Source organism: Christensenella sp. MSJ-20 (genome assembly GCF_044357945.1).
Classification (GTDB): domain Bacteria; phylum Bacillota; class Clostridia; order Christensenellales; family QAND01; genus QAND01.
In genome coordinates this window covers 267,469-291,988 of record NZ_CP076563.1, presented here as the reverse complement: position 1 = coordinate 291,988, position 24,520 = coordinate 267,469, and the positions used below count along the sequence as shown (strand labels likewise).

Sequence of the window (24,520 nt, the reverse complement as noted above, 5' to 3'; positions counted from 1 at the left end):
AAAAAGGCCCGGCATCTGCCAGACCTTTTTTAAAAACGGTTTGTTAGGATTTGGAGATTGCGCTGAACTTACAGGCGCTCTCACAAGCTCCGCACTTGATGCACTTGGTGGTATCGATACTGTACGGCTTGCCCACGGTGCCGGAGATGGCATCAGCAGGGCAGTTACGGGCGCAAAGGCTGCAGCCTTTGCACTTTTCAGGATCGATCTTATAGGAAAGCAAAGACCGGCAATGCCCAGCGGGACACCGCTTTTCCTTGATATGGGCTTCATACTCATCCCGGAAATAATGGATGGTGGACAGCACAGGGTTTGGCGCAGTCTGGCCAAGGCCGCACAAGGCGGTTGCTTTGATCTCATTGCCCAGTTCCTCTAGGCGCTCGATGTCCCCTTCCTCACCCTTGCCAGCGACGATACGGTCCAGGATCTCCATCATTTTCTTGGTGCCAACCCGGCAGGGGGTGCATTTGCCGCAGCTCTCATCCACGATGAAGTCCAGGAAGAACCGGGCAATGTCCACCATGCAGTTGTCCTCGTCCATAACGATCAAACCGCCGGAACCCATCATGCTGCCGATGGCCATAAGGTTATCGTAGTCGATGGGGGTGTCCAGGTGCTCCGCAGGGATACATCCGCCGGAAGGACCACCAGTCTGAGCAGCCTTAAACTTTTTGCCGTTGGGAATGCCTCCGCCGATTTCGTAGATGATCTCCCGGAGGGTAGTGCCCATGGGAACCTCAACCAATCCAGTATTGTTGATCTTGCCGCCCAGCGCAAATACCTTGGTGCCCTTGCTCTTCTCGGTGCCCATAGCGGAGAACCACTCGGGCCCATTGAGGATGATGCGGGGTACGTTGGCATAGGTCTCAACGTTGTTCAAAACCGAAGGCTTGGCAAAAAGGCCCTTCTCCGCCGGGAAAGGAGGCCGAGGGGTAGGTTCGCCCCGCTTGCCCTCTACCGAGCGCATCAGAGCGGTTTCCTCGCCACACACGAAAGCGCCGGCGCCCAGACGGATCTCCAGATCGAAATCGAACCCGCTGCCAAAGATGTTCTTGCCCAGCATGCCGTATTCCCGAGCCTGGCCGATGGCAACCTCCAGGCGGTGCACCGCGATGGGATACTCTGCCCGAACGTAGATATAGCCTTGGGTGGCGCCGATGGCGTAGCCTGCGATAGCCATGGCCTCGATGACCACATGGGGATCGCCTTCCAAGATGGAACGATCCATGAACGCGCCGGGATCGCCCTCATCAGCGTTACAAAGGACATATTTCTGATCGTCCTGGTAGCCGGACGCGAACTGCCACTTAAGGCCGGTGGGGAATCCGGCACCGCCCCGGCCGCGGAGGCCGCTGGCTTTGATGGTGTCGATAACCTCCTGGGGGGTCTTCTCGGTCAAAACGGTACCCAGGGCCTTGTAGCCGTCAAAAGCAATGTACTCTTCGATGTTTTCAGGGTCGATGACGCCGCAGTTCCGAAGGGCTACCCGCTCCTGCTTTTTATAGAAGTCCACATTATCCAGGCTCTTGATGGTGTTCTCATCCACTACGCTCTCGGAATAGAGCAGTCTGCGGACAATGCGGCCTTTGAGCAGATGCTCGGTGGTGATCTCCGCTACATCTTCTACCTTTACCCGGCTATAAAAGGAGCCTTCGGGATAAACGATGACCACGGGGCCCAGCTCGCACAGTCCAAAACAACCGGTACGGACAACCTGAACCTCTTTCTCCAGGCCAGCAGCCTGAATCTGCTTATTAAATTCCTCGATGATCTGTGCGGATCCGGAAGAGGTACAGCCCGTACCACCGCAGACCAGCACATGGGAGCGATAAAAATTCATGTCGATTTCCTCCTCAATAAACCCAAGTAAACGATGTGATTTTATTTGTTATGCTCTTCGTAATAGCCGATGGTCTGCTCAATCACAGGCTGGCCGTTTACGATGTGCTGGTTAATGATATTGGGAACCATGTCCGCAGTAAGCTTCACATAGGTAACCTTCTCATTGCCGGGAGTGTACACCTCAGCCATGGGCTCCAGGCGGCATACGCCAATACAACCCGTCTGGGACACCACTACATCGCTGAGGCCCCGCTTCTGAACCTCTTCCACAAAGGCGTTCAGCACGGGACGAGCGCCGGCAGCAATGCCACAGGTAGCCATGCCCACCACGATACGGGTTCCGGTATCCCGGTCATGCCGCATGTTTACACGACTCATAGCCCTGTTTCTGATCTCTTCCAATTCTTTTAGCGACTTCATTTTATAAAACCCCTCCAATTACATCATTTTCGCCTTGTTTGAGGTATTCGGCCAGCCAGGGGCCGACTTCGATATCGTCAAGGGGAACGCCGTTTAAAACGGCCTTCAATTCCCTTGTATCCGCGATAAATTCCCTTCCATCCTTCCCGACCCGGTAGATGAAATCCAGCTCAGGGTTGCAGATGATAGCGGTATACACCACGCCGGCAATATCCCCCCTAGGGGGACGGTCGATGGAATCCATCACATAGACGGCTTTCACCAAAGTGCCCTTTCCCACCTGGCTCTGGATGGAAAAGCTGCCGCCGGTCTGCTCCGCTCCCGCTTGAAAGAGCGGAATCCCTAGTCCCACCTTCCGGGTAGTCCGGCTGGTGGTAAAGGGGCTGGTAACCCGCCGTACCAGTTCCGCATCCATGCCCTTACCATCATCCCGGATGGAAACCGTCAGCCAATTAGCCGAAGTATCCGCCAGGACGCATATCTCCATCAGCCTGGCTTTTGCCGCAATGCTGTTTTGGAGAATGTCCATCACATGGAGGGAAATATCCTTCATGGCCGGAGGTTACGCGCGATATTTGGCCACGATGCCGGGGATTTCATTTTCAGTAAGGCGGCCATAGACCTCCTCGCCGATGGTCATCACCGGGGCTAAGCCGCAGCAACCCAGACAACGGGTGGCCTGCAGGGTAAAGAGACCGTCAGGCGTGGTGCGGCCGGGCTCGATATCCAGTTCCTCCGCCAGCTTATCCAGCACCTTCTGAGCGCCGCGCACATAGCAGGCGGTTCCCAGGCAAACGCTGACGATGTGCTGACCCTTGGGCTCCAAGGCAAACTGGGAGTAGAACGTGGAAACACCGTAGACTTCGGACACCAGAATGCCCATTTCATCCGCGATAAACTGCTGAATGGGCTCGCCGAGGTAGCCGAAGATCTCCTGAGCCTTCTGCATGATGGGCATCAAAGCGCCCTTATCATCCTTATGGGCCTGAATAAACCCACGCAGCTCCTCGAACTTCTCCTGGGACAACTCGTTGTTGGACATAATAAAACCCCCTCCATTGTTCTAAAGAAGTTGTATGATCATCCCTTTGTTTACACAGAAACGCACGGAATGTATCGTTATTTTTTTGTCAATATCCTACAAGATTTTAGCACACATGTCGGTAATTTGCATCTTATTTTTTCTCATTTCCCGCTTTTTTTCGGGATTTGATTTCCTTGGGTCTATTGTATACCTATATCTGGAAAATACGGAAGGGTACCGCCCTATTTTCTAGTCCGCAGTTTTTGGATCAAAGCCTGCGGTGTATTCTCCCTAAGATCAATAAAGCTATCCCGTTCAAAGATATCCCACAAATAATGGGCGTCCGAACTATACAACACATGATAGCCGGAGGTATCCAGCTCCGGCGCCGCGCAGTACCGATAGATTTCCACCGATGGAAACGATGGCTTTATGGGCATAAACCCCAAGGAGTAGAGCATACCGTTGGCATTGCGGTTGATATGGGCGGGCACGCAAATGCCCTCCATCTCCCAAACCAAATCATAGAGTTCCTCGATATCCATCTGGGTACTCTGCAGCAGAAGCTTTTCAATCTCCCCTATTTTTTGATCCTGCTGATCCAGGATCCACTGATTGCCAAAGATCTCCCTATTGTTGGGGATATCCGGCAGCCGCCCATACACCTCCCGGTCCAACCGATGGGCCGCCTCCAAATTTGGAAGATAGCAGAGAATATGGACGTCCTCGATGGTCTGCACCTCCAGGGCCGGTACCAAGGTAATGCCATATTGGAGACAGCAGGAGGCCAGCGCCGGCAAATTGGCCGCCGTGTTGTGGTCCGCGACCGCAATCATCTCCAATCCCTTTACTGCCGCCATACCCGCGATGTTATTGGGCGTCATATCGTCATCCCCGCAGGGAGAGGCGCAGGAATGGATGTGGAGATCGGCGGCAATCTTCATGTCCGGGCGGAGGCGCCAATCCCTAAGCGATACAACCGGCCACAGATCTCATAGGCCGTCATGGGACTTTGCAGCACGGCGATGCCCTCCTCCTCCGCTTTATTCAGAACATCCTCCTCCACGGGAATGCTCTCCGGAATGATCAGACAGCTTAAATCCAATAGGGTGGCCACGGCGATGGTATTCATATGGGTCTGCACGGTAATCCAAGCCCCCTGGTGAACGCCGTGGGCCATGACCCAGCTGAGAAGATCGCAGCAACAGCCTCCCAGTACCGGAGCGTCGGGGTCTCCCTTTGTAAGAGGGGTTAGATTCAGTTCCCGGCTAATCTCTCCTACCGTCATTTGGTTACAGTCCTTTCTCTCTTTTCGCATTAGCGGCTGTTGTTATCCGCAATGTTTACCAGATCCTGGGCCACCTGGCGTAGGCGATCCCGTAAAATGAAAATACAATCCATCTCCGATGCCTCACCCTGGACGATGTCCTCCGCCAGAGCATGACAGGTGGGAGCGCCACAGGAGCCGCAGTCCAGATCCGGCAGCCTTTCATAGATTTCCTCCATCTCTTCCATCTTCCGGATGGCTTCGGCGATATCGTCGTCCAGCTGTAAAACGCTCTTGGGTTCCAGCTCCCGGGTAAAGTAGAGGTCATGGCGGCGGGCCCAGCGCTTTACATCCTCCGGGCTCTCCTTGGGTTCCTCCATGGACTCGGTAATCCGTCGGATTCGATCCTTTGCCACATATTTGTTTTCAAAGGTCAATGGGCCGCCCACGCATCCGCCAATACAGGATAGGCCTTCAAAAAATTCTAGATCGGTAAACTTGCCGTTCTCGATCTCCTCCAATACCTGGATGACGTTGGCAATTCCGTCTACCGCAAGATAGCTCTCCTTGCCCATAGCGATGGCCTCGCCGCCCGTCACCGACCAGCCGATGCCGTATTTGCTGGCCATCTTATCGGGGGAAAAGCCCTCGGAACCAGCCTCCCCCAGATTGCGGTTGATCTCTCCATAGAGGTCGATCATGGAAATACAGCCGTCAATGGCGCTTTTTTCAAATCCAATCGGATTCATCTTGGCGGTCATCTTGGCGGCACAGGGCGTAATGAAGAATACCCCGATCTCCTCTTTGGGCACGCCGTTTATCCGCGAAAACTCGTCCTTTGCGATTCGCGCCGCCGCCTCGTTAGGCGGAATCACCGGCAAGACATGGTCCAAGAGCTCTGGGAAGCGCACCTGAATCAGGCGCACCACCGCTGGACATGCGCTGCTAATGATGGGTTTTGGCATCTCATGGCGGAGCAAATAATCCCGGGAAGTCCGGGTAATTACATCGGCTGCGCGGGCTACGTCAAACACGTCATCGAACCCTACGGCACGAAGCGCCCCCAGTAAAGCGGGCAGGCTCCGGATGTTCTTATACTGGCCATAAAGGGTGGGCGCAGGCACCGCAATGCGATAGCGGAATCTCTTTAGATCCTCCAGGGAATCCGTCACCGCCACCTTTGCAAAATACGGACATTTGCGGATGCACTCGCCGCAATCAATGCAGCGCTGGCTATTGATCCACGCTTTGCCATCCCGCACACGGATGGCTTCGGTGGGGCAGTTTTTGATACAGTTGGTGCATCCCTTGCAGTTATCCCGCTCCAAACGCACCGAATGGGTATACTCGTCCAAATCAATCAACCCCCCAGTAAACATCATTTCTATTCTATATCCATGGCAAAGAGGCACCCTATTTCCCTACTGAAGCTTAAACTCCATGGAGATGACGGTCCCCTCCCCCATCCTGCTTTGAATATCAAAACGGTCGCAGTTGCGCTGCATATTGGGTAGGCCCATACCGGCGCCAAAGCCCATCATACGAATCTCCTCACTGGCGGTGGAATAGCCCTCCTTCATGGCCATGGAGATGTCGGGAATGCCCGGCCCCACATCTCGGGATACCAGCAATACCCCGTCCTGGGATACCTGGAACTCCATCTGGCCTCCCAGGCTATGAATGATGAGGTTCATCTCCGCCTCATAGGCTGCTACCGCCACTCGCCGCATAATGCTACTGCTGACGCCCAGCTGCCGAAGGGTGCGCTTAATGGCGCTGCTGGCCTCCCCCGCCCGGACAAAATCCCCCTTTTCGATGGGAAAGCACCCAGAAAAAATGTGATTATCCATGGCTTCCCCCGGATTCCGCCGGAGCGCAGCCCCGGAGCCCTTTTTCGTAGAGAATACCGCAAGCAGTAAACATGGAAAGCTGGGTATACATGATGACCACCCCCGCCTCCCGGGCCATCTCCAACACGTCCTCGTGGGGCACCTTCCCCCGAACCATAACGATGCAGGGCACGTCCAACATCTCGGCGGTCCGCACCACATGGGTGTTGTTCATGCCGGATAGCAGAAGGGTATCGTCTTTGACGAAGGCCAGTACATCGCTCATTAGGTCGGCTCCGCAGCCGCTGCAAACCTTGCGATCCAGGGAATCCTCGCAACAGCAAACCTGGGCCTCTAGGCAGGATTGAATCTCCCTTAAGGTCATGAACGCCACGCTCCCATGTCAATATTTGTTACTTATTATAACATGCTTTCCCCCGCAATCATAGGGAGGACAAAAATGTACCGTATCCGTGATATAACATCACCTGAGCATACCGCAGCTTGCTTAGAAAGACCGTACCCGATTCCTTGTCGGCACCTTGGCACTGAAGGATACAATCATTTAGATAGGTATACAGCTTCCCAGGCGGAGTTCCATCCTCCGGGGTGCCAAACCCCTCCTCCAGGGCCTGGCGTGCAGCGACAAGCTTCTCCATCCCCTGAGCGAGTCCTTCCCGGGCGGCATCCTCATCATCAGCCAGAACCGCCTGGTTCAAAAGCGCCTGGCCTTCCAGGATGGCGGATACCGCCGCATCCATAGCTTCTTTCTGGGGCTCCTCCCCCTGTACGTTTACGGTGGTTTCCGGTTTGCTTTCGCTGAAGACGCTGGAATCCATCTCCTGCTCCTCACGCAGACGAGCCTGCACGCTTTTGGCTGACTCTTCATCGGTGTAGGCCTGAAGAATCACCCGGATCGTGCTGCCATCTTTCAGCGTATATCCCGCTCCCCCCACTTTGACCACCCGGCCCGCAGCCTCTGCGGCGTTGGCTTCCACCCCATAGGCGCCGGTCTGTAGATAATGAACGCTATATCCCGGCAGAGTGACGGCCACCGTCTCTCCCTCGGGCAACGCGGCTGCCCCACCCCCAGGGCTGGGCGACGGCATCTCGTATACCCCCAAAAAGCCCATGACGGGCACTACTACGTTTTTTGCCAGAAACGATCCGGTAAAGCCCGCGGCTGTAAAGAACAACAGCGCCGCCAGCAAAAGGGTCGCAAGGGCGCTTCGGGCGCTTTTCAGACCCGTTCCCCTGACGTATCCCCGCCCCATGGGCCGTTTTTTTCGCTTCATCAACCCTTTCCCCCCCTTCCTCGGTTTCTCTCTTACTCTATGAGCATGGAAGGATGGCTATGACAGCTACACAAAAAGCGGCATCAAAAAAGCCGCCCCGCAGGGCGGCGCATTTAAACGAGACGGTTCTGACATCAACCGTGGTATCGGATTAATTCCACTCCCGATACCTTGAAAAACTCCAGGGAAAAATCATCCGGATATCCTTCTCCATAGATCACTCGCCGGATGCCGCTATTGACGATCATCTTAGCGCAGATGACACAGGGCTGGTGGGTGCAATAAAGAGTGGCTCCCTCGATGCTAACTCCAATCTTAGCCGCCTGGATGATCGCGTTTTGTTCCGCGTGAATTGCATAGCAGATCTCCTGCCGGGTACCGCTCTCAATCCCCAGTTTTTGCCGCAAGCACTCTCCCTTTTCCATACAGGTAGGGGTATTGGCAGGAGCGCCATTATAGCCGGTGGTCAAAACGCGCTTGTCCCGAACGATAACCGCCCCCACCTTTCGATCCTGCTTAAAGCAGGAGGACCAGGTGGCCACAAGCTTTGCCATCTCCATAAAACGATGATCCCATTTTGTAAATTCCATTGGTCATATTCCTCCGATTCTGTTGGCGCCAGAGAGTTCCCTCAGAAGCCTTATCCTTGAAGCCCCCTGGACTGCCGATCCATATCCTCTACAACAATATCATAGATCTCCCCCAGTGAAGCGCAATACGCCAAAACATCCCAGGGCTCGTTGGTATGAAAATGGATTTTGATCAGCGTATCATCGCCCACCGCAAGAAGGCTGTCTCCTTCGAGATTCTCCCGAAAATAAGCGTTGATCTGGTCCTCGTCCAAGCCTTTTCCCTCAAGCAGCATCTGCACGTCATATTTGAATTCCAGCATGGATCCACCTTTCCTTTCCGGACGCCATGTCCTATTCAATATTATAGGAATCGTGCTGCACTTTGCATATCAGCTTTAATCAAAGAAAATAAGCGAAAACAATAGATAACAAAAGATTTTAAATCAAAACAATGGATAATTGGGCTGATTTCAGTAATTTTATGCATAAACCGATTTGCCTATTTTGGTAGATTTGACTATATTAAATGGTGTTAGCACTCGATCTCGACGAGTGCTAACACCCAGTTTAGACATCAAAAGCATCTTATTTACAAGGAGGATCCAACATGAAAATCAAACCCATTGGTGACATGGTTTTGCTCAAAGCCAAGGACCAGGAAAGAAAGAGCGTTGGCGGGATCATCATCCCCGACACCGCTAAGGAAAAGCCCATGTTTGGCACCGTCATCGCCGCGGGCCCTGGCGGCAATGTGGACGGCAAGGAAATCGTGATGTGCGTCAAAGAGGGCGATGAGGTGATCTATCGCCGCTACGCCGGCACCGATATCAAGTTTGAGAATGAGGACCTGATCCTGGTCCGTCAGAGCGACATCATCGGCATCGTCGAGAATTAAGGAGGTAGTTTATCATGGCAAAACAGCTGAAATATGGCGAGGAAGCCCGCCGTTCCCTGGAGCGCGGCGTAAACGCCCTGGCCGATACCGTTAAAATCACCCTTGGACCCAAGGGCCGCAACGTGGTTTTGGAGAAGCAGTACGGCGCTCCCCTCATCACCAACGACGGCGTGACCATCGCAAAGGAGATTTCTTTGGAAGATCCCTTTGAGAACATGGGCGCCCAGCTGGTGAAGGAAGTGGCCACCAAGACCAACGATGTGGCTGGCGACGGCACCACCACCGCTACCGTGCTGGCTCAGGCCATGATCCGGGAGGGCCTTAAGAACGTAGCCGCCGGCGCCAACCCCATGCTGATTAAACGGGGTATCGAGTCCGCCGTGGAAGTGGCTGTGGATTCCCTTCGTGGCATCAGCAACCCCATCGAGGGCCGGAAATCCATCGCCAACGTGGCCGCCATCTCCGCTGGGGATGAATCCATCGGCGAATTGATCGCCGACGCTATGGAGAAAGTGGGCAACGACGGCGTCATCACCGTGGAAGAGTCCCGGACCATGAAGACCGAGCTCAACTTCGTGGAAGGCATGCAGTTTGACCGCGGCTTCCTTTCCGCTTACATGGTCACCGATACCGATAAGATGGAGGCCGTTCTGGATAACCCCCTGATCCTCATCACCGAGAAGAAGATCAGCATGCTGGCCGACATTCTTCCCATTCTGGAGAAGGTCGCACAGCAGGGCCGGAAACTTCTGATCATCGCCGAGGATGTGGATGGCGAAGCCCTGGCCGCTTTGGTGGTCAACAAGCTCCGTGGCGCCTTCACCTGCGTTGCCGTAAAGGCTCCTGGCTTTGGCGATCGGAGGAAGGCCATCCTGGGCGATATCGCCACCCTGACTGGCGGTGTTGTCATCAGCGACGAGCTGGGCATGGATCTCAAGGAAGCTGATCTTTCCATGCTGGGCGAGGCTCGTCAGGTAAAGGTCGACAAGGAGAACACCACCATCGTGGATGGCGCTGGTTCCCCCGAGGAAATCGACGCTCGTTGCCGGTCCATCAAGGCTACCATTGAGGATACCATCTCCGAGTATGACATCGAGAAGCTCCAGGAGCGGCTCGCCAAACTGTCTGGCGGCGTGGCCGTCATCCAGGTGGGCGCCGCTACCGAGGTGGAGATGAAGGAAGCCAAGCTTCGCATCGAGGATGCGCTTAACGCCACCCGCGCCGCCGTGGAAGAGGGCATCGTTCCTGGCGGCGGTACCGCCCTTCTGTCCACTATCGGCGCCGTGAAAACCGCCGCTGAAAAAGAGGAGGGTGACAAGCGCACCGGCATGATGATCGTAGCCCGCGCCATGGAAGAGCCGATTCGCCAGATCGCTACCAATGCCGGCGTAGAGGGCTCCGTGGTTGTGGAGAAGATCCTCCGCGAGGGCAAGGTCGGCTACGGTTACAACGCTTATAGCGACGAGTACTGCATGATGGCTGATATCGGCGTACTGGATCCCACCAAGGTTGCCCGCTCTGCCCTGCAGAACGCCTCCAGCATCGCCGCGATGCTTCTCACCACCGAAAGCCTGGTTTGCGATATCCCCGAGCCTCCGGCTCCCGTCGCCGCCGGCAATCCCGATATGATGTATTAAGAGGCTAAAAAAGGCCCGGCAAATGCCGGGCCTTTTTCTTACGCCTTTTCAACTGTAACCGCGGTTCCAGAAGCTACAACGCCAATCATGTTATTGGCAAACATAGCATAGTTGAAAGCGATTCCTATGATCCCGTTTCCTCCAAGAATACCGCACTCTTTCACCAAGTCTGCCATAACCTCTTCCCGTGCTTCCCGCATTTTGTTGGAAAAAGCCCCGCTCTTCTCCCCCATCGTATCGGACCAGCCGGCTAAGTATTCGCTGAAAAATCCCGTGCCAAGGACGACTTCCGCACAGACCACCTTGTGATATTGTAAAATACGGTATCCCTGAAACTCAAATCCCGTTGTCATTAAGAAGCGGTTATTGCGATACTCCTCCAGTATCTTTTTTGCATAGTCCAGCCGGTTAAGGTGCTCGGCTTCCCTTTGCGCGATGATCTCGCGAGCCGTTTGAAATCTTTGTTTTAAAAGAGCTTTTACCTCCGGCTCCAGCGTTTCCATTGCGCGTTCCTTCAAGTTTCCCATGGCGTTTTCAAAGCGTTCACTGGCAGCCTCAGGATCCATCAGGGTTTTCAGTGGGCGCACACATGATTTACAAACCACATACTGGGGCGCCTCTCTGATGATCTTCGTCCCGCTGTCCCGAATCACGTTTCCACAGATACAGCAGCTTTGCATAATAATCGGTTCCACCCTTTCCATATTGCATCTTTACAACATCTACTATATGTTATACAAATTTTTACACTTTGCATAGCCTGAAAGGATCAGTTACAATGAAGATAGAAATTTTCCAAAATTACCCTTAACAATTGGAAAGGATGGATGTGAAATGGCAAAACGCGTGTTAGTGCTCCTCCCCGTTACCGATAAACAGAAAAAAGATCTGATGGATCTAGATCCCCAGGGGGAATTTCGGTTTTCCAGCCGGGAGGAAGTGTCGTTGGAGGAAGTTCGATGGGCTCAGGCGATCATCGGCAATCCAAGCAGTGAAGCGGTAAAGGGCTCGGAAAATCTGGAATTCCTACAGCTATCCAGCGCAGGATGTGAAAACTATGTTAAGGATGGCGTTTTAAGCGAACGTATCATTTTGGCCAACGCCACCGGCACCTATGGTCCCAGCATCGGGGAATACATGGTTGCCGTAACCCTCATGCACTTCCGAAAGCTCCATTTTTACCGGGACCAGCAAAAGGCTCATCTCTGGAACAACCTTGGCCGAAGCCAGTCGGCGGAAAGCGCCACCATTTTGGTGGTAGGCGCTGGGGACATTGGCGGGAACTACGCCCGGCGCATGAAGGCTCTGGGCAGCCATACCATCGGGATCCGGCGGACCTCCGGCCCCAACGACAAGCCCGATTGCTTTGACGAACTCTATTCCATGGAGCACCTGGATGCGCAGATTCCTCGCGCCAATGTCGTCGCGCTCTCCCTTCCCAACACCCCAGCGACCACCGGGATCATGGACGGCCGGCGCTTGGCGCTTATGGCGCCGGATTCCCTTCTGATCAATGTGGGGCGCGGGAGTGCCGTAGTCACCGATGATCTTATGGCAGCCTTGAAAAACGGACCCATGGGCGGCGCTGCCCTGGACGTTACCGATCCAGAACCTTTGCCCCCGGATCATCCCCTTTGGGATTTTGAAAACCTAACCATCACCCCCCATAATACCGGTGGCAGCACCGCGGAATCCAAGGCGCGTCTCTTTGATATCTGCGCTGAAAACTTCCGCCGCTATCTTGCCGGGGAACCCATCCAGGGTGTGGATCGTTCCACCGGCTACCGGGCATCCCGTTAGACCAACCAAGGAGGCGTAACAACATGGTACGGTTTGCCACCATCGGAACCAACATCATCACCCATGAATTTCTATCCGCGGCTGCGAAGCATCCGGAATTTCGACTACAAGCCGTTTACTCTCGTTCCGTAGAAAAGGCGCAGGCATTCAACCAAGCCTATGGAGCTCCTCTGCTTTTTGACAGTCTGAAAGAGTTGGCCGCCTGCCCCCAGGTGGACGCCATCTATATCGGCAGCACCAACTACGTTCACGCACCCCAGGCCTTAACCATGCTGTCAGGAGGCAAACATGTCCTGGTGGAAAAACCTGCCGGTTCCAATCTGCGGGAGGTACGGGCCATGGTGGATACCGCAAAATCCCATGGCCTGATCTTCATGGAAGCCATCCGAAACGTCTATCAGCCAGGGTATGAGATCATCCGAAACAACCTTCATAAGATCGGCGCCGTGCGCCGGATGGTGGCGATCTATTGTAAGTACTCCTCCCGGTATGACGCCTACAAGAATGGCACTCTGCTAAATGCCTTCCGTACCGAACTCTCCAATAGCGCTTTGATGGATATCGGCGTATACTGCATCCATCCGATGGTAAAACTTCTGGGCATGCCGGATTCCGTAACGGCGACCAGTACCCTTCTTCATACCGGATTTGAGGGCGCGGGAACGGTGATATTGAACTACCGCGACAAGCAGGGAGTGGCGCTATACAGCAAGATTGTCAACTCGGCCCTCCCCAGTGAAATCCAGGGCGAGAAAGGTTCCATCATCATGCCCCATATTACCCGCTTAGCCGGATCCTACATCCAATACAATGATGGCACCCAGGAGCCCTTGCCCATTCCCCAGGAAGAGGACGGCATGTATCACCAGGTAAGAGCATTTTTGGACGCCATCGCAGGCCGACTGGATACAGCAAAATCCGACCAAGCATCCCTGGACGAAGCCGCTGTCATGGAGGAAGCCCGGCAGCAAACAGGAATCCATTTCCCTGCCGATGATGCCCGTTGATTAAAAACGGAGACATTCCATCGGCTCATGGAAGCAACAAAAAACATACCCTCCAGAGCAGCAGCCCTGGAGGGTATTTCTTAACGAATAAAATTCATTCCCCGTTTATCAATTCTTTGAGGGGCAGGGAGGGAATCCCGAGTGGTTTCCTGCATGCGAAGGAGCCATGCCATATTCATGGCAGCTAACCTCATAGTATCCTCGCCTTCGGTATCCTGCTGAACCTGGCCAGGCAAAGCTCCATAACCAATTCCCCAATAGGTAGTGGGCGCAATGATCATTTCTGCAAGGTTGAAATAGCTGCAGAGCTGCTGGAAAGCAGCAACTCCTCCCGCCCGGCGCACGGCGGTAACCGCATATCCCACCTTATGTCGGAACTGACCGGCGCTCGCATAGAACGCGCGATCCAAAAAGCACTTCATCCCGCCGGCAATGGCACCGTAATACACCGGAGACCCTAGAATAATGCCATCCGCTTCCAGCATCTTTTTCACATAATCCCGAAGGTGATCCCCCGGCAGCACGCACATCCCCTCCGGATCTTTCCGGCAACCGCCGCATACGGTGCAGCCGCTGATGGGCTGATTGCCCAGCTGGAGGATTTCCGTCTCAATTCCCTGGCTCTCCAGCACATCGGTCATCATACGAATAGCCGTATAGGTGTTTCCCTGGAATCTAGGACTTCCGTTTACTGCAACTACTTTCAATGTTCACAACCTCCTTCTAGATTCAAATCCCTTTCTATCAAGCACACAGGAAGGGGTTCGTGAAGCCACATGCCCTGGGGTGCAACGGTGCAGTCATAGGCTAGCGGAACAACGCCATGGGCCACGCCCAAGCGAAGCGCGTCCCCAAACTCCGTGCCACCCGGATCATTGGGCGCAACGTACTCCAGTCCCCGCGCTTGGACTACAAAGAGCAAATAGGCCTGATAACCTTCTTCCCTGGCTGCCATCAGCTCATGGATATGACGGATTCCCCGCTCTGTGGGCGCATCGGGAAACCGAGCGGCGGCGCCTTCAAACAAGGTAACGCCCTTAACCTCAAGATATGCTTCTCTACCCGCTTCATCCCACAGAAAAAAATCGAATCTGCTCTGACGGAACCGAGCCTCCCTCCGATAACCTGCCAAAGGCGCCATCCCTGGTAGCGCAAGGCTTAGGATTGTCTCCTCCACCGCGCGGTTGGGGGCACCGGAATCCATGTTCACCAGCAGCCCTTCCTTATCCACCGCGACCAAGGAATACCTGGTTGCCCGGTTGGGATTGTCCGAAACCGCCAGATAAACCCTTCGGCCAGGAATTAGGAGTTCACGACAGCGTCCGGTATTGGGCACATGGCACTTAACCTCCTGCCCTTCCACCGCACAAAAGGCCACAAAACGATTGGGGCGGCGAAGGAACTTCCCCGCCACCACCTGCCGATACTCCATTTTATTCCGACTCCTGCTGCCGCAGAAGATAGATCTTGTGCATCAAGCTCCGAGCGCTGTCCACCTGGGTTTCCAACTCCCGGCTAAAGCCCTCCGGAAACCGAAAGCCCATTTCCTCTCCACCTTGAACCGGTTCTCCCTCCGCTGCTCTGCGCAAAAGATCCGCATCCCCCAATACCTTGCGGAGGATGGATAAGCTCTCTCCTCCCAAGGCCTCAATTTGTCGGTTAAGCAACTCCATCAGTTCCACGGTAGCAGGATCCTGAGGCTGTGCTGCCAGCGCTTCCTCCAACTTCAGGGATAGCTCGCTCATCCGCTCCTGGCTCTGTTTCAGTTCTCCCTCCAGATCCCGGACCTTATCATTGGCCGCCTGCATCAATTCAGCGGCGTCCACAAATCCCGAGCGGGCAATCTTTAGCTCCACCGCCAGGTTTACGTTCTCCTTAGCCAGGGTCTCCAGGCGGTCCTCCACGTCGGAGCGCTTTTGCATCTCCATCTCCATGGTCAGGACATGGGCCTCTACCTCTCGTTTGTTATAGCCGAACAGCGCGGTACGAAACCGTTTTTTCCTCATCTTATACCTCGGCGGATGGGCGGAACTTTGCAATCATTTCGCCCTTGAGATCATAGAGCTTCTGGGAGAGATCCACCTTATAAATTTGGGGGTTCCGCGGACGGGTGTATTCATCCCAAAGGGTCTCCATCTGCTGCTCGGCGAACTCCTTGATTTCGCTGAGGCTGGGAAGGTCATAGACCAATTTCCCCCGCAAGAACACCGGTATCAACAGCTCCTCCAATTCAAAGGAGGTGATGGTCATCCGCTTCCAGGTAGCGTTGGGATCAAAGATGGTCAAGGGCTTGGTGGTATCGATGACCTCATCCTCTAGCATAATGAGATCCGCAAGGGCGCGATGCTTGTGCTTATTGTAAATACGAACTACCTTTTTATAACCGGGATTGGTCACTTTAGCAGGGTTGTCAGACACCTTGATTTTCGGCACCAGCACCCCATCCTCCTCCATAGCGGACATCTTATACACGCCGCCCAAGGAGGGAGCGTCCTCGCTGGTGATCAGCTTGGTGCCTACGCCCCAATTATCGATTCTAGCCCCCTGGTGGATCAGATCGGCAATCAGCGTCTCATCCAAATCCCCAGAGGCAGTGATCTTGGCGTTGGGGAACCCCGCGTCATCCAACATCTGGCGGCACTGTTTGCTCAAATAGGCCAAATCCCCGGAGTCCAGACGGATGCCAAGGGGCTCATGCCCCCGGGACCGCAGTTCCTGAAATACGGTAATGGCATTGGGCATACCGCTGTTGAGGGTATCATAGGTATCCACCAGCAGTAAGCAGGCATCCGGAAAAGCATCGGCATAGGCTCTAAAAGCGTCTATTTCAGTGGGGAAGCTCATAACCCAGCTATGGCTGTGCGTGCCCTTAACGGGAATCTCATACAGCTTGCCGGTCAATACATTGCTGGTACCCACACATCCGCCGATGATCGCCGCTCGAGCGCCATAGATGCCGGCATCCGGCCCCTGGGCCCGACGCAACCCAAACTCCATCACCACATCCCCGCTCCCCGCGGCTTGGCAGATGCGGTTGGCCTTGGTTGCGATAAGCGTCTGATGGTTGACAATGGTTAAGAGCGTGGTCTCCACCAGCTGCGCCTCCATAATGGGCGCTTTTACCCGCAGCAACGGTTCCCCGGGAAACACCGGACGTCCCTCTTTAATCGCATAGATATCCCCCGTGAACTTGAAATCCCGAAGCATCTTCAAGAAGCCTTCGTCGAAAAGGGATAGGGAGCGCAGGTACTCGATGTCCTCGTCGGTAAATCCCAGGTTTTGAATGTACTCGACCGCCTGCTCCAGCCCCGCCATAATGGCGTAGGAGATGTTGTCGGTTGGCTTACGGTAAAAAAGGTCAAATACCGCTTCGCCCGTCATGTTGTTCTTGTAGTAGCCATACATCATGGTAAGCTGGTATAGGTCGGTCATCATAGTCAAATTACGTTCCATTTTTCTATCTCCCATCGGTTAAAATGAAGTCTTTATTATGCCTCTTCCCCATCAGCCGCCGGCTTTAAGCGATAGCTGCTGGGGATCTCTTTCGCAGCATATCCTCCCTTTCGGTACGCCCGCCAGAAGCAGATAAAGGCGATGACGCACATGATCCCGCTGACCAGCTGGGATACGGGAATCCCCAGGAAATACAGGATATATTCCGGCAGCCGCATTCCCTCCAAAATGGCTCGCACCAAGCAATAAAGGGTAAAATACAGCCAGGTGGTACAACCGCGATAATTGGGCTTTTTTAGGTAAAAAGCCAGTAAAACCCCAAAAATGCATAGGTTAAACACCGATTCATATAGGAACAAAGCCACATGCCAGGTTTGGGTGGCATCGATGAACACCGCCGGCGGAAACAGGGCAAGATGGCTCCCCACCTGTCCTCCAACGCTGGTCAATGCCGCGCCATAGACCTCCTGGTTAAAAAAGTTTCCCCACCGCCCCAGAGCTTGGGCCAGGATCAAAGAGGGTACGGCGGCATCGGTTACATCCCAGAAACTGATCTTCTTCCATTTAGATAGGATAAACACGGCCAAAAGACCGCCAATGACAGCGCCATAGATGGCCAACCCCTCCATTTGAAGGGTAAAAATCTGATCCAGATTATTTTTGAACATATCCCAGGAAAACGCTACAAAGTACAGCCGGGCCCCGATGATTCCCAAAGGAATACCCAGCAGCAGCACATCCATGATGAGATTGCTGTTATACCCCCGTCTTCGGGTCAATCTGGTGGAAATCCAAAATCCCAGGAGAACCCCACTCATGATAATCAGGCTATACCAATAGATATGGACGCCAAATATGGTAAAAGCGATATTGCTATCCATCTTATTCCAACATTCTCTCTTTTCCGGTATTTTTTGCAATCGTTTTATTATAGTCCCCAAGGAAATTGGGTGTCAATCGTGGAGAGTGGTCCATCAATTCTATTATGGAAAGAGGATGGCTTGTCTCCTGCCCGTTCCATGTTATACTGATGGCAGCGATTGGCGAACCTCGCCAAGACTGAGAGGGGAAGTTCAGTATGCGGATTTCTGTATTGGGCTGCGGCCGATGGGGCTCCTTTATCGCCTGGTATCTTGATCACATCGGCCACGATATCACACTCTACGGGCGGCCTTCCAGCCGCTCCATGGCTGCTTTCCAATCCAGCCGTACCAACGGCATGGTTCATCTGCCCGACAGCGTCCGCTTGTCCACCCAGCTATCCGATGCCGTTCAGCACGGAGAGGTATTGGTCATCTCCATCGGCGCCCAGGGCCTCCGTTCTCTTTTAGCAGAACTCAAATCCGCACAGCTCCCCCACACCATTCCCTTGATCCTCTGTATGAAGGGAATCGAGGAGGACACGGGGCTCCGGCTCAGCCAGGTGGTAGAAGCGGTATTGGGCCCAGAAGCTCCGGTAGCCGTCTGGGTGGGTCCTGGCCACGTCCAGGATTTTACAGCGGGTATTCCCAACTGTATGGTCATCGATTCCAAAGACCGATGCCTGAAATACCGGTTGGTGGACGCTTTTGGCGGCGATCTCATCCGTTTTTATTACGGCAGCGACCTTTTGGGCAACGAGGTGGGCGCCGCCAGCAAAAACGTCATCGGCATTGCCGCCGGGATGCTGGACGGAGCCAATCTGACCTCTCTGAAAGGCGCTCTCATTTCCCGGGGCACTCGGGAGATCTCCCGTCTCATCGGTGCAATGGGCGGAAACCCGATAACCGCCTATGGTCTGGGACACCTGGGGGATTATGCTGCCACCGTATTCTCTCCATACAGCCACAATCGGGCATTCGGGGAAAAGTTCATCCGGCGGGAGCCTTACCATGAGCTGGCTGAAGGCGTTTCCACTTCCGCCGCTATGGTGCTTCTCGCCCAGCGGTACGGAGTGGATCTGCCCATCTGTACCGGCGTCTATCAGATCCTGCAGCGAAAAGAAGACGCCGGTACGGTGCTCTCTAATCTCTTTATGCGCAGCATCAAAGAGGAGTTCTAGAGGATCAAAAATGCATCGTATCGCGTCATGGAAGGATCGCTCGGTTGAAACGGAGCGGCTAAACCTAATCCCCGTTTCACAAGCCCATATTCAGGATATTTTCCATCATTTTACACCGGAAATCGCCCGCTATATGGTACCGCTAGCCGCTGCCGGGATCGATGAAACAGCCGCCGTAGTCCAGCGGTTTATCACACAGCGGGAATGCGGTGCCAATTATGTTTATGCCGTTACCGGAACGCTCCATGGAGCGTTCATGGGAATCGCGAGCCTGGACCATATCCCGGATCCAATTCCAGAATTGGGCATCTGGATTGCGGCCCCCTATCACGGAAATCATTTTGGCAGAGAGGCCATAGGCGGGATCCTCCATCTCGCAAGGAGCATGGGAATCAAAAGGCTGTGCTATCCCGTAGACCGCAGGAATACCCCCAGCAAAAAGATTCCGCTTTATTATGGGGGAAAGCTGGTATCCGGCCCCAAAGAAATCATAACGGCACGTGGAAAAATTCTTGAGGAAGAGCGGTATGAAATTCTGCTATAACTGCTACTTCTTTCCTATTACTAGGCCGGCCCTTTATCGCAAAAAGCGGTTCTTCCTACCACACATGGGAAGAACCGCTTCTCTATTGAAACGGCGGATCCACACCTCCGCCGGTTATTTTACTTATGCCGTGGCCACGTTGGCGGCATCCTGGAGTCCCAGATCCTCGATGGCCATTTCCCGCATCTTAAACTTCTGAATCTTTCCGCTGGTGGTCATGGGGAAACTATCCACAAACACCACATACCGCGGGGTCTTAAAGCGGGACAGCCCTTCTCTGACATAGGTGATCATATCCTCCCCCGTCACTTTACCGGACTCCCCTTCCTTCAGAATGATATAGGCGGCTACCTCCTCACCATAGCGCAGATCGGGTACGCCGATCACCTGGACATCCTGTACGCTGGGGTGGGTGTAGAGATACTCCTCGATCTCCCGGGGATAGATGTTTTCTCCACCCCGGATGATCATATCCTTAAGGCGTCCCGTCACCTTAAAATAGCCGTTTTTATCCATGGTACCCAGGTCTCCGGTATGCAGCCAGCCTTCGCTATCGATGGCGGCGGCGGTGGCCTCCGGCATCTTATAGTAGCCCTTCATCACCTGATAGCCTCGGGTCACGATCTCTCCCTGAACGCCGCAGGGGACGTCTTCACCGGTCTCCATATCCACGATCTTGACCTCCATATGAGGCTGACAGCGGCCCACCGTGGATACCCGCAGATTCAACGGATCATCCGCCCGGGTCATGGTAATCACGGGGGAGGATTCCGTTTGACCATAGGAAATGGTGATCTCCTTCATGCCCATTTCATTGACCACACGCTTCATGATTTCAATGGGACATGGCGAACCCGCCATAATCCCCGTTCGCAGATGGGGGAAGGAAAACTCTGGGAACCGCTCATGTTCCAGCATGGCGATAAACATGGTGGGAACCCCATGGACGGCGGTGCAGTTCTCGTCCTGTAGGATCTGCATGGAACGAATGGGATGAAAATAATCCAAGAAAATCATAGAAGTAGAGAAGTTAACGCAGGCCATGACCCCTAGCACACAACCAAAGCAGTGGAACAGGGGAACATGGATCAGCAGACGATCCTTTTCAGACAACCGCATGCATTCCCCAATGGCGCGGCCGTTATTGACAATATTATAGTGGGTCAGCATAACGCCCTTGGGGAATCCGGTGGTGCCCGAGGTATACTGCATCATCACCACGTCGTCAGGATCGCACTGGTCCTTCCTCGCCTGGAGCGCCCGATCGGACACCATATCGCCCAAGGTATAGAGATCCTCCCAGTTATACATTCCCTCCTTGCGGTCATCGTTGTCGTCATGGATATAGATGACATTCTTAAGATACGGGAACGCCTCGCTCTTAAGCTGTCCCGGCGCACACTGGTAGATTTCAGGACACAGCTCCTGGATATAGGCCACATAATCGCAGTCTTTATAGCCGTCGATCATAATAAGGGTCATGGAATCCGACTGCTTCATCAGGTATTCCAGCTCAAATTTCTTATAGTTGGTATTAACCGTCACCAGGGCCGCGCCGATTTTAGCGGCGGCAAACATGGAGATCACCCACTGGGGATAGTTGGTCGCCCACATCGCCACATGATCCCCTTTCTGGACGCCCATAGCCATAAATCCCTTTGCTACCTGATCGCAGATGGCGTTAAACTCCCGGTAGGTATACCGCACGTTACGGTAAGGCGAGACCACCGCCTCCACATCGGGGTTGACCCGTGCCTGTTCTTCCAGCAACTGTCCCAGCGTCACGTTGATCAAATCCGGCATTGTACGTTCCTCCAACTCTCAGAATAAATAAAAAGATCCGTCCTCTTATCAAGGACGGATCGAATCATCCGCGGTACCACCTTGGTTGAGCTTGCGCTCCCCCTCTACAGGCGCCAACACGCCTTACCCCTGTAACGGTGGGCCTCCGCCTGAACCTACTCGCATGCTTTCAGCCAGGAACTCCGGGGCGAGTTTCCCGTTGCTGCAACGCCGTTTTTCACCACCCAACGGCTCTCTAAAGTTGCGCTCTACGGTACTTATTCCCCATCGCAGTCTTTGCGGTGCTTTATTTTTTGATATTATATGTCCCTTCCCAAGCTTTGTCAACCACCTTTTTAAAAAAAGTTGGCTTTTACTTTTCCCCCCTTATGATATAATGATGTTGCTATGTGCAGCGAATTAGATTGGAGGTTTCTTTCAATGAAAAAACGTATTTTTGCGGGGCTGACGGCTATCCTAACGCTCCTGGCCCTCACCGCCTGTGGCGGCAACCCTGATGGAAAAGAGCTTTTGAAAAAAGCGGCTGCCAACACCGATCCCGTTACCTATACCACGATGAAGATGGATCTTTCCATCGAGGATCTCACCGGCACTGGCTTGGGCATGGCCATGCTCATGGAGGGACAGGGCACCGAAAATACCATGATCCTCGACTGTGATTTCAATCTCCTGGGCTCTTCGGCTAAGGACACCCTTTATATGGATGTTAGCGCCACCAGCCCTCAGATCTATTTTGAGGGCACCGACGGCGCCTGGTACTCCATCGAGGGAGAAATGGAGGATAGCTTGAGCAGCCTCAACAGTCTCAGCGCCATGGGCAACAGCCAGATGCTCAGCATGTTCCCTTCCCTATGCTCCGAGATCAAAACCATTGGCAAGGAGACCCTTGACGGCCGCAGCGTCTATAAGATCCAGCTGGTTCTAGACGGCAACAAAATGTTGGAGGGTTCTTTGAGCGGCATCGATATGGAGGGCCTGGATCAAGAGGATCTTAACGAAGCTGCGGAGGCCGTGCAGCAGGTGATGGATATGATCAAAATTCATATCTATGTAGAGGCCGATACCTCCCGTTTTGCCGGAACAAGCGTTACGCTGGATAAGGAAGCCTACAAAGCCTTTATGGTAGCTCAAGGCGCTGACGAGGAGAACCTGGCCATGGTAGACGGAATCAACCTTTCCGTGGATGCAACCGTACATTACGACGAGAAAGACATTTCCCTTCCCGCCGGTACCGCCAACGCCACTCCCCTCACTGATGAAGAGGAAATCATGGAAAAAATGCCCCTCATGCAGGGACTTATGAGCATCCTCTCCATGGCAAACAATCTGAGCGGCATGTAAGATTACGATAAAAAAACCGGCGGAACTTCCGCCGGTTTTTTTATAGGCCCAGGATGCAGGTCGCCATACTGAAGTAGATTACCAGGGACACCGCGTCCACGATGGTAGTGATCATGGGGCTGGCCATCAGCGCCGGATCAAACCCAATCTTCTTAGCCAATAAGGGCAGAAAGCCCCCCAGGGTCTTTGCGAAGATCACGGTAAAGATCAGGGTGCCGCAAACCACAAGAGCCACAGAGACGGAATAATGCTCCAGAAACACGATCCGAAGAAAGTTGATTCCCGCCAGCATCAGGCCCACCAAAAGGCTGACACGCATCTCCTTAAACACCACTTTCAGGATATCTTTGAATTCGATCTCCCCCAGGGTGATTGCCCGAATAACCGTGGTAGAGGACTGAGATCCCGCGTTTCCTCCGGTATCCATTAGCATGGGCACAAAGGCCGTCAGCACCACATAGGTGGCCAGCGTAGCCTCAAAGGCCCGGATGATCAAGCCAGAAAGGGTAGCGGAGATCATGAGGATCAACAGCCATGGAGCGCGCTTTTTGGCCAGAGCCCAAACGCCTTGCTCCATATAGGGCTCGGTACTGGGCGTAACAGCGCCCATAACCAGGATATCCTCGGTGCTCTCTTCCTCCAAAACATCCATAATATCGTCGACGGTGATGATGCCCACTAGGCGCTTTTCCCGGTCCACCACCGGCAGAGCAAGCAAATCATACCGATGGAACAGATCTGCTACCTCCTCCTGGTCCTCATCGGTGGTGACAAATACGAACTCATCCTCCATGATGTCCTCGATGATATCCTCTGGCTGGGCCAGTACGATATCCTTTAAGGACACAATGCCATCCAGCCGCCGGGCGTCATCAATGACATAGCAGGTATAGATGGTCTCCTTGTCCTCTGCGTCCCGCCGGATGCGCATCATGGCCTCCTGCACCGTCATGTCTCGGTGTAGATCCACGAATTCGATGGTCATCAAGCTCCCAGCGCTATTCTCTTTATAATTCAGGAATTGGTTGATCAAGCGGCGCTCTTTCTCGCCACGATGTTTCATAATCCGCTTGACCAGATAGGCCGGAACCTCCTCCAGAAGGTCAATCATATCGTCAAAATAGAGGTCGCTGAGAATCTCCTCCAGCTCCTCATCCTGGATCAGGTCGCAGATGATGGTTTGTTTTTCTACCGAAAGGTTGGAGAACACATCGGCCGCAATCTCCTTGGATAGAAGCCGGAACACGATCAAAACGTGCCGCTCCTCCTCCAGCTCATCGATAAACTCAGCGATGTCAATCTCGGGCAGATGGGTAAGTGCGGATTTTAACTCCAAATAGCGCTTTTCCGCTAGAAGTTCGCGCAAGAGTTCTACATTCATTGGAATCCCTCCCTTGACTATGGTGCCAAGGCAGGTGGAGCACTATGCTAAAAGGCGCAGCGCAGCAGTCCAGATACCCTGGCGGTTCTTATTGGTATATGGTCCATGGTACCGTAACTGTCGCTATCCACGTCTGCACCTCCTTTTTATCCTAACACAGTATATTGCTTTTCCCCCGTGGTTGCAACCGCTTTTTCCCGAAATATCCGCAAATATCCTCTTTTCCAGTGAAATTCATTCTATTTTATATGGTTTTATAATCATGGCAATTCCCTGCTTTCTCGCAGCGGTTCTGATGCGCTGGCTCTTTTCAATAAATTCGTCCATAACAGTGGCCAATGCCGTCTTTTTTCCCGGTTTCTTTCTTCC

The 24,520-nt window shown here is 53.7% G+C and carries 27 protein-coding genes and 1 other annotated feature; of the genes, 7 read left to right on the top strand and 20 right to left on the bottom strand.

What is annotated here, in order from left to right; all coding sequences use genetic code 11:
- Window positions 1–43: 43 nt before the first annotated feature.
- The 12 genes from nuoF to KP626_RS01355 all read right to left on the bottom strand — a co-directional run bounded on the left by nuoF (window position 44) and on the right by KP626_RS01355 (window position 8,569).
- On the bottom strand, window positions 44–1,840 hold the full coding sequence (gene nuoF, locus KP626_RS01410; RefSeq protein WP_395977630.1) for an NADH-quinone oxidoreductase subunit NuoF: 1,797 nt from the start codon (window positions 1,838–1,840) through the stop codon (window positions 44–46).
- Between the two features lie 41 nt (window positions 1,841–1,881).
- Entirely contained in the window at window positions 1,882–2,262 is a 381-nt protein-coding gene (locus KP626_RS01405) for a (2Fe-2S) ferredoxin domain-containing protein (protein ID WP_395977628.1), read from the bottom strand.
- Window position 2,263: 1 nt separating this feature from the next.
- On the bottom strand, window positions 2,264–2,791 hold the full coding sequence (locus KP626_RS01400; protein WP_395978909.1) for an ATP-binding protein: 528 nt from the start codon (window positions 2,789–2,791) through the stop codon (window positions 2,264–2,266).
- A 33-nt stretch (window positions 2,792–2,824) separates the two neighbouring features.
- A complete protein-coding gene (gene nuoE, locus KP626_RS01395; protein ID WP_395977626.1) occupies window positions 2,825–3,304 on the bottom strand; it encodes an NADH-quinone oxidoreductase subunit NuoE in 480 nt (159 codons plus the stop codon).
- Between the two features lie 224 nt (window positions 3,305–3,528).
- Window positions 3,529–4,230, bottom strand: a complete 702-nt coding sequence (locus tag KP626_RS01390) for a PHP domain-containing protein (RefSeq protein WP_395977624.1) — start codon at window positions 4,228–4,230, stop codon at window positions 3,529–3,531.
- Entirely contained in the window at window positions 4,227–4,574 is a 348-nt protein-coding gene (locus KP626_RS01385; RefSeq protein ID WP_395977622.1) for an AraC family transcriptional regulator, read from the bottom strand. Before KP626_RS01385 ends, KP626_RS01390 begins: the two co-directional genes overlap by 4 nt.
- A 29-nt stretch (window positions 4,575–4,603) precedes the next feature.
- Entirely contained in the window at window positions 4,604–5,908 is a 1,305-nt protein-coding gene (locus KP626_RS01380; protein WP_395977620.1) for a [Fe-Fe] hydrogenase large subunit C-terminal domain-containing protein, read from the bottom strand.
- 66 nt (window positions 5,909–5,974) lie between these two features.
- Window positions 5,975–6,403, bottom strand: a complete 429-nt coding sequence (locus KP626_RS01375) for an ATP-binding protein (RefSeq protein ID WP_395977618.1) — start codon at window positions 6,401–6,403, stop codon at window positions 5,975–5,977.
- The gene (locus KP626_RS01370; RefSeq protein ID WP_395977616.1) at window positions 6,396–6,767 is read right to left on the bottom strand and encodes a DRTGG domain-containing protein; all 372 of its coding nucleotides are present in this window, start codon (window positions 6,765–6,767) and stop codon (window positions 6,396–6,398) included. Before KP626_RS01370 ends, KP626_RS01375 begins: the two co-directional genes overlap by 8 nt.
- Window positions 6,768–6,825: 58 nt before the next feature.
- Window positions 6,826–7,677 (bottom strand): SPOR domain-containing protein, encoded by an 852-nt coding sequence (locus tag KP626_RS01365; protein WP_395977614.1) that lies wholly within the window; start codon window positions 7,675–7,677, stop codon window positions 6,826–6,828.
- A 134-nt stretch (window positions 7,678–7,811) separates the two neighbouring features.
- Window positions 7,812–8,267: a deoxycytidylate deaminase gene (locus KP626_RS01360; protein WP_395977612.1), complete on the bottom strand. Its 456-nt coding sequence runs from the start codon at window positions 8,265–8,267 to the stop codon at window positions 7,812–7,814.
- Window positions 8,268–8,317: 50 nt separating this feature from the next.
- Entirely contained in the window at window positions 8,318–8,569 is a 252-nt protein-coding gene (locus KP626_RS01355) for a kinase to dihydroxyacetone kinase (RefSeq protein ID WP_395977610.1), read from the bottom strand.
- A gap of 287 nt (window positions 8,570–8,856) precedes the next feature.
- Here KP626_RS01355 and KP626_RS01350 point away from each other — a divergent pair, with 287 nt between their 5' ends.
- Entirely contained in the window at window positions 8,857–9,144 is a 288-nt protein-coding gene (locus KP626_RS01350; protein WP_395977608.1) for a co-chaperone GroES, read from the top strand.
- Between the two features lie 14 nt (window positions 9,145–9,158).
- Window positions 9,159–10,781: a chaperonin GroEL gene (gene groL, locus KP626_RS01345; RefSeq protein ID WP_395977606.1), complete on the top strand. Its 1,623-nt coding sequence runs from the start codon at window positions 9,159–9,161 to the stop codon at window positions 10,779–10,781.
- A 38-nt stretch (window positions 10,782–10,819) separates the two neighbouring features.
- Here the strand turns inward: groL and KP626_RS01340 are convergent, their stop codons facing one another.
- Entirely contained in the window at window positions 10,820–11,386 is a 567-nt protein-coding gene (locus KP626_RS01340; protein WP_395977604.1) for a YbjQ family protein, read from the bottom strand.
- A 229-nt stretch (window positions 11,387–11,615) separates the two neighbouring features.
- On the opposite strand from KP626_RS01340, the gene KP626_RS01335 reads away from it, so the two are divergent.
- The gene (locus KP626_RS01335; RefSeq protein WP_395977602.1) at window positions 11,616–12,581 is read left to right on the top strand and encodes a D-2-hydroxyacid dehydrogenase; all 966 of its coding nucleotides are present in this window, start codon (window positions 11,616–11,618) and stop codon (window positions 12,579–12,581) included.
- A 23-nt stretch (window positions 12,582–12,604) separates the two neighbouring features.
- Window positions 12,605–13,588: a Gfo/Idh/MocA family protein gene (locus KP626_RS01330; protein ID WP_395977600.1), complete on the top strand. Its 984-nt coding sequence runs from the start codon at window positions 12,605–12,607 to the stop codon at window positions 13,586–13,588.
- An 80-nt stretch (window positions 13,589–13,668) separates the two neighbouring features.
- Here KP626_RS01330 and KP626_RS01325 read toward each other — a convergent pair whose 3' ends face one another.
- The 5 genes from KP626_RS01325 to lgt are packed head-to-tail and all read right to left on the bottom strand — an operon-like array spanning window position 13,669 to window position 17,922.
- On the bottom strand, window positions 13,669–14,295 hold the full coding sequence (locus KP626_RS01325) for a flavodoxin family protein (protein WP_395977598.1): 627 nt from the start codon (window positions 14,293–14,295) through the stop codon (window positions 13,669–13,671).
- Window positions 14,292–15,020, bottom strand: a complete 729-nt coding sequence (gene sfsA, locus KP626_RS01320; protein ID WP_395977596.1) for a DNA/RNA nuclease SfsA — start codon at window positions 15,018–15,020, stop codon at window positions 14,292–14,294. Before sfsA ends, KP626_RS01325 begins: the two co-directional genes overlap by 4 nt.
- Window position 15,021: 1 nt before the next feature.
- Window positions 15,022–15,594, bottom strand: a complete 573-nt coding sequence (locus KP626_RS01315) for a hypothetical protein (RefSeq protein WP_395977594.1) — start codon at window positions 15,592–15,594, stop codon at window positions 15,022–15,024.
- A gap of 1 nt (window position 15,595) precedes the next feature.
- Window positions 15,596–17,041, bottom strand: a complete 1,446-nt coding sequence (locus tag KP626_RS01310) for a nicotinate phosphoribosyltransferase (RefSeq protein WP_395977592.1) — start codon at window positions 17,039–17,041, stop codon at window positions 15,596–15,598.
- 35 nt (window positions 17,042–17,076) lie between these two features.
- The gene (gene lgt, locus KP626_RS01305) at window positions 17,077–17,922 is read right to left on the bottom strand and encodes a prolipoprotein diacylglyceryl transferase (RefSeq protein WP_395977590.1); all 846 of its coding nucleotides are present in this window, start codon (window positions 17,920–17,922) and stop codon (window positions 17,077–17,079) included.
- A gap of 197 nt (window positions 17,923–18,119) precedes the next feature.
- Between lgt and KP626_RS01300 the strand changes: the two genes are divergently transcribed.
- Both KP626_RS01300 and KP626_RS01295 read left to right on the top strand, forming a co-directional pair.
- The gene (locus KP626_RS01300; RefSeq protein WP_395977588.1) at window positions 18,120–19,082 is read left to right on the top strand and encodes an NAD(P)H-dependent glycerol-3-phosphate dehydrogenase; all 963 of its coding nucleotides are present in this window, start codon (window positions 18,120–18,122) and stop codon (window positions 19,080–19,082) included.
- Window positions 19,083–19,092: 10 nt separating this feature from the next.
- Window positions 19,093–19,626 (top strand): GNAT family N-acetyltransferase, encoded by a 534-nt coding sequence (locus KP626_RS01295; protein ID WP_395977586.1) that lies wholly within the window; start codon window positions 19,093–19,095, stop codon window positions 19,624–19,626.
- Between the two features lie 123 nt (window positions 19,627–19,749).
- Here KP626_RS01295 and KP626_RS01290 read toward each other — a convergent pair whose 3' ends face one another.
- Window positions 19,750–21,429, bottom strand: coding sequence for an AMP-binding protein (locus KP626_RS01290; protein ID WP_395977584.1), 1,680 nt, complete (start codon window positions 21,427–21,429; stop codon window positions 19,750–19,752).
- Window positions 21,430–21,476: 47 nt separating this feature from the next.
- Window positions 21,477–21,709 (bottom strand) — a binding site (T-box leader).
- Between the two features lie 140 nt (window positions 21,710–21,849).
- On the opposite strand from KP626_RS01290, the gene KP626_RS01285 reads away from it, so the two are divergent.
- Window positions 21,850–22,770, top strand: coding sequence for a hypothetical protein (locus tag KP626_RS01285; protein WP_395977582.1), 921 nt, complete (start codon window positions 21,850–21,852; stop codon window positions 22,768–22,770).
- A gap of 40 nt (window positions 22,771–22,810) precedes the next feature.
- Here the strand turns inward: KP626_RS01285 and mgtE are convergent, their stop codons facing one another.
- Window positions 22,811–24,151, bottom strand: coding sequence for a magnesium transporter (mgtE, locus tag KP626_RS01280; RefSeq protein ID WP_395977580.1), 1,341 nt, complete (start codon window positions 24,149–24,151; stop codon window positions 22,811–22,813).
- Window positions 24,152–24,520 lie beyond the last annotated feature (369 nt).